Origin of the sequence: Pseudoalteromonas sp. SR41-4 (assembly GCF_014163985.1) — a bacterium.
GTDB lineage: Bacteria > Pseudomonadota > Gammaproteobacteria > Enterobacterales > Alteromonadaceae > Pseudoalteromonas > Pseudoalteromonas rhizosphaerae.
In genome coordinates this window covers 1-10,147 of record NZ_JACJEI010000060.1, presented here as the reverse complement: position 1 = coordinate 10,147, position 10,147 = coordinate 1, and the positions used below count along the sequence as shown (strand labels likewise).

Annotated in this window: 8 protein-coding genes; 2 read left to right on the top strand and 6 right to left on the bottom strand. The window is 40.8% G+C overall.

What is annotated here, in order from left to right:
• Positions 1-142: 142 nt before the first annotated feature.
• From H5180_RS23040 to radA, 3 genes are all read right to left on the bottom strand, one after another.
• Positions 143-847 carry a toll/interleukin-1 receptor domain-containing protein gene (locus H5180_RS23040; RefSeq protein WP_182759229.1) on the bottom strand — a complete coding sequence of 235 codons (705 nt, stop codon included), beginning with the start codon at positions 845-847 and terminating at the stop codon, positions 143-145.
• A 585-nt stretch (positions 848-1,432) separates the two neighbouring features.
• A complete protein-coding gene (locus H5180_RS23035) occupies positions 1,433-2,365 on the bottom strand; it encodes a hypothetical protein (RefSeq protein ID WP_182759228.1) in 933 nt (310 codons plus the stop codon).
• A 158-nt stretch (positions 2,366-2,523) separates the two neighbouring features.
• Positions 2,524-3,909, bottom strand: coding sequence for a DNA repair protein RadA (radA, locus tag H5180_RS23030; RefSeq protein WP_145235514.1), 1,386 nt, complete (start codon positions 3,907-3,909; stop codon positions 2,524-2,526).
• A 373-nt stretch (positions 3,910-4,282) separates the two neighbouring features.
• Here radA and H5180_RS23025 point away from each other — a divergent pair, with 373 nt between their 5' ends.
• Complete coding sequence (locus H5180_RS23025; protein ID WP_145235513.1) at positions 4,283-6,769, top strand: PilZ domain-containing protein; 2,487 nt, start codon at positions 4,283-4,285, stop codon at positions 6,767-6,769.
• 5 nt (positions 6,770-6,774) lie between these two features.
• Here the strand turns inward: H5180_RS23025 and serB are convergent, their stop codons facing one another.
• Positions 6,775-7,788 carry a phosphoserine phosphatase SerB gene (serB, locus tag H5180_RS23020; RefSeq protein ID WP_182759227.1) on the bottom strand — a complete coding sequence of 338 codons (1,014 nt, stop codon included), beginning with the start codon at positions 7,786-7,788 and terminating at the stop codon, positions 6,775-6,777.
• A gap of 296 nt (positions 7,789-8,084) precedes the next feature.
• Here serB and H5180_RS23015 point away from each other — a divergent pair, with 296 nt between their 5' ends.
• On the top strand, positions 8,085-8,705 hold the full coding sequence (locus H5180_RS23015) for an AhpA/YtjB family protein (protein ID WP_145235511.1): 621 nt from the start codon (positions 8,085-8,087) through the stop codon (positions 8,703-8,705).
• Here H5180_RS23015 and H5180_RS23010 read toward each other — a convergent pair.
• Together H5180_RS23010 and pdxH are read right to left on the bottom strand one after the other, a co-directional pair.
• Complete coding sequence (locus tag H5180_RS23010) at positions 8,672-9,445, bottom strand: TatD family hydrolase (RefSeq protein WP_182759226.1); 774 nt, start codon at positions 9,443-9,445, stop codon at positions 8,672-8,674. The genes H5180_RS23015 and H5180_RS23010 overlap by 34 nt on opposite strands.
• 6 nt (positions 9,446-9,451) lie before the next feature.
• Positions 9,452-10,090, bottom strand: a complete 639-nt coding sequence (gene pdxH / locus H5180_RS23005; protein WP_182731506.1) for a pyridoxamine 5'-phosphate oxidase — start codon at positions 10,088-10,090, stop codon at positions 9,452-9,454.
• Positions 10,091-10,147 lie beyond the last annotated feature (57 nt).

The following is a 10,147-nucleotide window of genomic DNA, read 5'->3' as shown; positions in this document are numbered from 1 at the left end:
AACAGCCACATCGACAGGCGAAGTAAACGAATTTGTTTATTGATTTTTAATTGACCGTCAATTTATAAAAACGGTCAAAAAAAACACTACTGCCTATTGACAGAGTTAAGGCTCATATGTGTTAGAACCTATTGGCACTGAACTAGATCTCTACTAGCTCGGCTATTTTTTCTGCTACAACTGTCATTGAATCCTCTGAAGTATCCAAACCAGTTCTGGAGGCCAGCATAGGACTGACATTTCGTAGAGCTTCATATGTTGTGTTATGTACTATAGGGATAAGTTGGTTACCTGCTAATAGAGTAGAAAGCTCTTTGTCTGCCACACTTTCTTGGGGCAAACGCTCCAACATTGCTGGGGTAACCAATACAAGTCCAATTCTGGAATTAGCTAACCCCTTGTCAATAGCTCGCATCATTGGCACCCCAAGCCCAAGGTCGTTTTCGCTGAACCAAACTTTGACACCAGCAGCTACAAGTAAATCATGCAGTTCTTTAGCTGCTTCTTTGCGATCGCCCCAAGCATGACATAGGAATACATCACGAAGATCAGGTTGCTGTGCTGCTCGTGCCTCAACAGTTTCTCGAATTGGTTCAAGTGATTGAATTTGAGAAGGTGTATACGATACAGACGAGCCAGATTTAGACCAGCGCGGCTTCGTGCTACGGCTTGACCCACCGCCGCTACTCCGACTACCGCCACTGCTACTCGACGGGGAGTAAGAAGGAGTTGAGTATGAGCTATAACCACCACCTCCATATCGACCGTATCGCCCACCACATGCGGGGCAATTTGCTGCTGCCGCAGCCGAACGATGTCCTCTTGATGGTGCTGTACATCTTGCCATGTTTCCTTACCTCGCAATTTATTTGAGTAGTTCTAACAGCTTATTCAAAGGATCTAAACCCACAAGTTGCAGACAGAAAATCCTTTGAGTTTTTTAATAATTTCAGTCTAACTCTGTATCTAAATGTAAATCAAGGGATTTATCTTTGTTGTTATTTTGTTATTGTAAATCACAAGAAATAAACCCGCGAGTTGTTGAAAAAAACTCAAAACTGTTTATGAATACAGGAAAATAAAGCAGATAAAGATACGCGTGTCGCTCATTTTCCTGAATGTGGAGCAAACAACAGCTTGATTATTCAATGAGTTATTATCCTAAACCTATATCAACGTCAGTTTCCCACTTGAAACCATCTCTAAACTTTAATTTTCACCGTTGGGTTTCGTTGCTATGAACCACAACCTACGATAATAAATTTTACGCCGACCTGCTTTGGTTTGTTCCTAATACCTAGCGCCTAAATCCTAGTCCCTCACCCGAATCGCCCATAAAAAAGCGCGAGATTAACTCGCGCTTTAAAATAACTCAAAACTGTATTTTGTCTTAAACTTACCGCTTAAGGCATACAACTTATAGCTCTAAGAGCTATTCGCCCTTCGCTTTTAAATTTATAAACTCTGCCAATTCTTCTGGTTGCCCCATTAGGGTGAAGATCTGTTGGTTAATTTCGGTCATGGTTTGCCCTTCTGGCAAGCTTGCTGACACGGTTAATGAGCTTAAGCCTTGCGTGAAGTTTTTAATCGCTTCACTCAGTTGCTCGCTGACTGGCGCTTGTTGTAGCTGCATATTGACCATTTGCTGCATTTGCTCCAGCGTCATACCTTGCTTTTCAAGCGTTTGCTCAACGAGTGCTTTAAATTCACCTTCGTTATTGAGGGCAATTTCGATGCTGCGTGGTTCAAGCTCTGCAAGCGCCTCCATTAGTAAGGTTTGTTGCTGTAATTGCTGCTCTAAAGTCGGCTGTTGACTACCTAGTTGTTGCTGCATTTTGCTCAGCGCCAATGAAGCATTCATCAATGCGGTTGATTTTGCTAGACCGAGGTTAAAATTAAGGCCTACAATATTTTTAGCATTAAGCGCAAAGTCGATATCACTATCACCTGATTTTTCATCATAGTTCATCAATGTATGGAGATCATAGCTAGCAGCAGCGAGTTTATTGTTAGCGTCTGGTGGTAACTGCGCTAAAAAATGCTCACTGAAGGTAAAGTTTCTTATGCTCAACTCGGTACGAGGAGCAATTTTATCTACTTCGTATCCCGCCACTTCAATGCTCGCAATATTAGCAACCGGCTGCTGATCAAAACCAGTGATTTGCATATTTGATATTTCAACACTTTGCCCAAGCACGCTGGCCGAAATATCTTCATAACTGGCTGTTACACCCATTTGCTGGCTCATTAATGCAAGCTGACGATCAACTTCTACTTTAACTTCTTGAGTCAGTGCATGATTTGCATAGCTAACACCACCGATAGCCGCAACGACAACAACAGCAACAATTGCGAGTTTTTTCATTCTATTTCCTTATTACGATTTCTATTATCACCGTTGTTATTTAGCTTAGTCTCTAACGGCTTTAGACTTAAGATTTTGCTAAGCGTATCATTCAATAATACCTTTGATAAGGCCTAGCATAAGTAAGTGCAAATTGATTTGCACTTTTTTGAGCGTGGCTAATTAATTAAACTTAGCAGTTCATGCACTGTTTTAACTGGGGTTATTTTAGCGCCCAGCCCTTCCATTGATTTATGGTAATTACGAAATGGAATAAATATTTCGGTAAAACCATGTTGGGCAGCTTCTTTAACGCGTGGCACGCCACTGTCGATTGGCCGTACGTCACCGTTTAAACTCAGCTCGCCCATTATGCAGGTGGTACGCGGTACAACAAACTCATTTAAGCTACTGAGTAAGGCAGTCACTAAGGCTAAATCGATACAGGTTTCGGTTTCATCAATTCTCAGCCCGCCAACAATATTAAAAAACGTATCATGAAAGATTTTGGTTTTAGTGTGCTTGCGTAAAATACCAGTGAGCATTTTTATTCGGTTCATATTTAAACCTACGCACACTCGCTGTGGAAACTCCGCCTCGGTTTCGGTAGTTAAACATTGTATTTCGAGCAACAAGTTGCGGTTACCTTTTCGAATGCAAGTAATGGTTGAACCGGGTGAGTCGGTACTTGATCCCGATAAAAATATTTCACTGGGGTTATCAACACTTAGCATACCGCGTTCGCACATTCTAAAAATGCCTACAGTATCAATGTCACCAAAGCGGTTTTTATTGGCGCGCAAGGTACGTATTTGCCCATCGTTAGTGTCGATATGTAATAACGCATCAACAATATGCACTAAGGTTTGCGGCCCCGCTATTTCATTATTTTTATTTACGTGGGCAATGATAAACATAGTGACGTCGTTTTGCTTACAGTACTGTGTAAGCGCTTGCGCGGCACTTTTAACTTGTGACGGTGAACCTGGGCTGCCGTTTGCGGTATCAGTAACAACCGCTTGAATAGAATCGATTACTGCAAACTTGATGTTATTTTTTTCAAGCTCTTCGATAATGGTTTCAACACTGGTTTCTGATAACAAATACAGTTCGTCTGGGTTGTAATCGAGTTTTAAGCGATTAACACGATTTTTAAATTGCGATAACGACTCTTCTGCGGTGCAGTAAAGTGATGGCATACGCTGTGACATGCGCGCGACTAAATCCGATAATAAAGTCGTTTTACCTGCTCCGGGATCGCCTGAAATAATATTCACAGAACCTGTGGTTACGCCACCTGATAATACTCGGTCAAGTTCACCAATACCGGTTAGTTGCTTTTCGGCTTCGGTGGTTGCGATGTCATTAATTTTTTTCGAGCCACCGCCAACGCCACCAGCATAGCCGCCAACAACGCTGCGCGTTGCTGCTTTTTTAGTTTGCCCTGCTGAGGGCTTAAATTCGGCTAAGGTATTCCATGCGCCGCAGCGACACTGTCCTTGCCAGCGTTGGTAGTTCATTCCGCATTCGGTGCAAACAAACTCTATTTTTGCCGCTTTTGCCATTAACTTTTGCCTACCTTCGTCATTTTGAAATCATTTATGTCCATACTAGGATGATCTTTAATTTATTGTTGCGTTATGGTGCGCTGAATATTGACCTTGCCAATAAGGCAATTCAACGCCACAATCGAGATATATAAAAAAGCAAGGTTTATCACTTTTACTTTAGGGCATATTTTTTGCTTAATCTTTTTAGCTTGGGCTTTTTTGATTAATAAACTAAAGTAATGAGCCATTTATTTGGCAATCTCATAATAATAAAAATTAAAGATGGTAACTCATTACACCGCACATGCTGCAAACCAGCAACCAAGTGAGTGTGTAAATACATGTGCAGTATACCAACTTTTTAGAATAGACGGTGATGGTTTTATAAATGACTGAAGACACTCTGCTTAAATATGAAAGTTTAGTTGATGAGCTTAAATCATATTTAGGTAATGCCAAATTTGACACGATCTTTAAATCGAAGACAGCGGGTTTAACAAAACCTGAGCAGTTCTTGATCAAGATGGAAATGTCGCGCTTGTCGCAACCTATCGCCCGTTTTATTGATTTACGCGGCCAAGTAACAGGCCAAGTTAAACCTTATGAGTATGAAGGCAAACAACACTTTATGGATGAAACCGCTATTGCGGTATTTGAACAAGCCATAGAACGCCATGGTGGTTATACCCTTGCTGTTTACGAAGCTGTAATGAACACCGATAATAACCATCGTGTAATGCAAAAAAAAGCCGCTGAACAAGCTAAGCAACCTGAGTTACAGAATGAACAAAAATTAGATTGCCAGGTTATTAAATTTGCCTCTTATGAAAGTCGCCGTGAAGAACGGATGAACTATTCAATCAAAATCACTGTAGAACTCAACAAAGACAACACCATTGCAGCAACCACCTCAGATATATCTTTAAGTGGCGCAAAAATAAAGCTCTCACCGCGCTATCAAGTCAAAAAAGGGCAGTTATTAGGACTGCGTTTAGTCGGTCTTGAGCAAGATTTTGAATTAGGTTTAAAAAACGGCATTCAATATGAAGTTGTTGCAGTTGAGAAAATCTCTGCGGAATTTAATCATATTCGCTTAAAACGTACTTTTATAGAAAATAACGCAAAATTTGATGAGTTTTTAGAAAGCTTTATTCACGGCAATAAGCGTCGCTATAAAGTAAATTTAGATAATACTTTAGATGCCGTCGTCTCAAAAGGCTATGAGCAGTACTATATTCCCCGGGTGACTTCGTTATTTACTTTTTTTAGTTTGCAAAACGATAAACTCTACCCAAGTTTAGTGCTGACCACTGAAAACAATATTTTTATTCAGCGTTATTTTTGCGATGAGCGAAAGCTGTCATGTTTATACACTATTTTAAATCAGCAACGTTTAAGTCAGTTACTAAGTAACCCAGCCCCAGTTAAAGAAGAGTATTTATACACCTTTACGCACGTGGTTGCTGGAAAAGTATATTATTACTCAGCAACACGCACAGAGTTGACTGCAGAGCCGCAATTAAGCGCATTATTTTTTGGTTTTGGTAGCCAAAAAGAAAGCTGGCAATGTTTTAAAGTACAGTTAATGCCAAGCCATCCAGAAGATTCATTTATTCCATTAAGCTTACCAAATACCGCTGGCAAAGATATTGAAAAATTAAACAAGCCACCAACGCCTCGCGTACAAGGAATGATCAAAGACGTAAAATATCTTGTGATTTTAACAGCAGTCGGAACAGACGTTGAACGAGCGCATTATCAAAGTTTTAGTTACGATAAAAGTATAGTGAATCAGCTCAAGCACTTTGGCCATGGCAAACATAAAACCCCACCAAAACTTGAAACCGTGGATTTAGAGTATGTAAACCTACGCTCTCACAAACGCTATTTGTATAAAACCGATGTAGTATTAACAACTCAGGATGAGCAAACACATACCGCTCATAGTCGTGATTTCTCGGTGATGGGGTTGCAAATTGAGTGTGACCAACCGGTTACTTTTCAAAAAGGTGAAGTTGTTGAATTAAGCTTACCTGAGCTGCAAAAAATAACCAAAAAGCACACGCTGAGTAAATTAAAGTACGAAGTGATGGCGGTCAGTAAATCGTTCACCACTATCAACTTAAAAGCCTTACGTATTGTTGATAACCCACACGAAGGGGTGAAATTTTTTACGCAGTTAATTGAAAATAATAAAGATAAACTAAAAGTATCTGAAGAAGCGCCAAAGGTGCCAGGATTATCGACAGCGCTGCGAAATATGGTAACTAAAAGTGTCTGCCAATTTCCGTTTTATTTACATAAAGAAGCTGCACATTTTAAAACAGGAGCAATTGGTCAAGGCTTGTACCCGAGCCCATTGCATATTATTTTGCAAAACTATGGCTTGCTTAATAATACCACCAGCATTGATGCTTTTTTATCGCCAGAGCAGCTCAATGGCGTGATCACACCGCTTATAAAAGATCGCAGTCGTCAAGATCCTCCTCTACCTTTCACTTTATTTATTCGTTTTGATCCTAAAAAACCGACCATTAAAGACGCTATAAAAAGCAAGTGCAGTGCAGGCGAGGATTATGCCCCACAGTTACTCTTTTTAAAGAAAGGTCTCAAATCTGAGTTGATCTTTATAATGCGTATTTATATTTCACGCACTGGCCGCCCTGATACAGATTACTTATCTAACGAGTTAAAATACGTAAGCCAATATGCATTGCACAAAGCAAAAGATCTTGAAGAGGCACTGTGGGCAGTAACAGGTGTTGGTGACATGGTTGATGTAACAGATGAAACGCTTAGTCATTTGGACTTTACCGCAGAGCTGGTAGACCAAATGAATAAGCGCAAGCAGACTTGGCTTAAACGGCTAACTTAACTCCGTTACTTAATAACAGGAATAGTTAATAAATATAACAGTTGTAATAGCGAGCCTTGGCAAATTGCAGCTTGGGCTTGTTCAACAACTTTAGGTTTACCGTGTACGGCAACACCGAGTCCTGCCGCAGCCATCATGGTCAAATCATTCGCACCATCACCAATCGCCACTGTTTGTTGCGTAGGTAAATTTAATCGTTGCTGTAATTGGCTCAACACCACGGCTTTTTGCTGCGCATCAACAATCATGCCTAGCACTTTACCTGTTAACTTATTATCTTTAAATTCCAAAACATTGGCATGTACTTCGTCTAGTTCAAGCAGTTTTTGCACTTGTTCAGCAAATGGCACAAAGCCACCTGAGGCAATGGCTAAATACCAATTATGCTGCTTTAGCACTTGGCATAGCGCTTTGATCCCTGGCATTAATGGTAAACTATTTTTTAGTTCATCAATTAAGCTTTGCTCAATACCCGCAAGTTTAGCGACTCGTTGATGTAAGCTTTCACTAAAATCTAACTTACCAGCCATCGCTTGTGCGGTTACCGCTGCGACATCATCATATACATCAGCAAGCCTTGCGATTTCGTCAATACATTCAATCGTAATGGCGGTTGAGTCCATATCCATTACTAATAAACCAGGCTTAGTTAAAATCGGTGGCTTACTAACTTGTACAAGTTGAAATCCCAATGGATGGGCAAATTCATTCAGTACCAAAGGATTAATGCTTGGACTTAGTGTCTCGCTGTAAAAACACAGTGCGGGGCTTAAGTTTGGCTCTGGTTGATAACGACAAAATGCACTGACAATAAACTGCTGCTGAGCTAAAAAGTTAATTATATTAGCTAGTTGTTGGCCGCTAAAGTCCCCTGCAAAAGCAATACTAAACATTCCTTGCGGATCAGTTGGTAAGCTTGTTGGTACTAATAAAGCATCTTGATAGTGATACCACATACCTAACGACAACTGTGCCGATAACTGCTCTGATGAAAGGCTCGCAAAGCGCTCCAATGTCATGATAACTCCAAAAATGATACTAATGTCTCCCCTGTAAAATAACAATTATACCAATCGGGTTAGGTTATTGGTCATTTATAGCGACGGATAAATAGAGTGATAACAAGGCATAAATTTTATATGTAGTTGTTCTACATAAAAAACTTATAACGCCGTTAGCGCTTTATTTAGCACGCTAGAAAGACTAAATATTTAAGTCGATTGGTATTAATTCGCCATAAAGGGGGATTTAAGGTTATAGTTACGCTTAGTTGTAACATCAAAAACAAAAGCTGTCAGCAGCGTAAACGGTGACTATGAAAAATAACCATCTTAAAAACCCTATTTCAGCATCTCTTAGGCAACGCCTAGTGCGATTAAGTATTGCTGCGGCATGCTTTGTATTGCTGACTTGGGTTGCTGTTAATGGTAGTTTTCAAAGCCACCAGTTGCTTTATGATAGTGCCGACAGCACAGCAAAAAGCTTAACTCGTTTTATGGCTCTCAATGCCAAAACGCCGCTACTTGAAAAAAACAAACCTGAATTAACAGCCTTATGTAACAGCATAAGCAAAGATGAGTTTGTACTGGCTGCAACGATTTATGATCAGCAAGGTATACTTATCGCCAGTAGTGATAATTGGCAAGCTCACCATATTTTAGGTAAGCTGCCCAACTCCACTCCGGGTATTAGTAAACTTAAAACCCCGTTTGTTGAACCGATAATCAGTGATGACGATCGCCCACTAGGATTTGTTGCAATAACTTACTTGACCCGCTCAGCAGTAGCAACCAGTCATAGCAGCTTTCATGACTTAGGCCGCCAAGTATTACTAATGCTAGTGATAACCTGCATTTTTACTTGGCAATTAGGCCGTGGTTTAAAGCGCTGGCAAGTAAATCGTTATATCCGAAAAAGTTCTGAGCACGAATCATAAAGCTGCTTTTGAAAACCAGCCTTATAAGGTGTTGTGATCTGCTTTAATTGACATAACTGCTCAAACACTAGGGGTAACTGTAACGGCGTGTTTATTTGCCCTTGAAAGCCCGCTAACGGCATTGCAGGTGCATCTGTTTCAAGTAGTAAGTGTTCAGGTGCTATGTGAGCAACAACGGAACGTGTTTTTTGTGCTCGCTGATAAGTGATCACCCCGCCCACCCCGAGTTTAAAACCCTGTTTAATATAATACTGTGCTTGTTGTAATGAGCCTGAAAAAGCATGTATAACACCACCATATTTTGGCTTACAGCGCTTAAATGACTGTGCAATAAGGTCATGGCTTTGTCGATGATGCACAATCAATGGCAATTCAAGCTGATTAGCAAGATCGATATGGTGCTCAAATATCTGAGTTTGCAAAACAATATCGTCAATACTGCGGTCAATACCACACTCGCCAATAGCGACCAATTGCTGGCGATGTTGCACAGTAAACTCAGTCAGTTTGGCTAAATGACTGTGGTGATATTCTGCTAAAAAGTAAGGATGTAAACCTGCACCGATGCGCACTGCAGAATGCTGTTTAGCAAAAGCGCATAAAGAAAGAGATTGTGCCAAAGTGATCCCCGGCACGATCAATTTTTCGATCCCCAGCTGCTGACATTGCTGAATTAGCTTGGTGCGGGTGGCATCAAATTCAGTAAAATCTAAATGGCAGTGGGAATCAATAAACGCCATAATAAACTATGGGTTTAAACGTGTAATTTGCCAGCTGTTATCAGCTTGACGCTGATATATAAAACGGTCATGCAGGCGGTGTGCACCACCTTGCCAAAACTCAATTTTTGTTGGCACAACACAGTATCCCCCCCAAAAATCTGGCAATGGTATTTCGCCTTTAGCAAACTTGGTTTTCATATTAGCAAAAGTTTCCATCAACACTTTACGCGATGATACAGGACGGCTTTGCTTTGAAGCCCATGCAGCTAACTGGCTTTCTTTGGGACGTGACAAAAAGTACTTGGCAACCGCTGAAGTTGGCAGTGGTTGTGCTTCACCATAAACAATCACTTGGCGCTCCATATGGTGCCACGGAAAATGCAAAGAGATTTTATTATTGCCTTTAAGCTCTTGTGCTTTACGCGAGCCGGTATTGGTAAAAAACACAAACCCGTTATCATCAAGATGCTTTAACAACACAATACGTTGCGAAGGCTGACCGATTTCATCAACCGTTGCCACCACCATCGCCGTTGGATCTGGCAGTTTACTTGCTACCGCGTGCTCAAGCCAGGTTTCAAATTGCTTGAATGGATCATCAAGTAAATTCTCTTCGCTCAGAGCATCTTGCAAATACTCACGACGGATATCTTCAAGTTTCATAAAATTCCCTCTAGGTTCTAGGTTCTAGGTTCTAGGTTCTAGGTTCTAGGTTCTAGG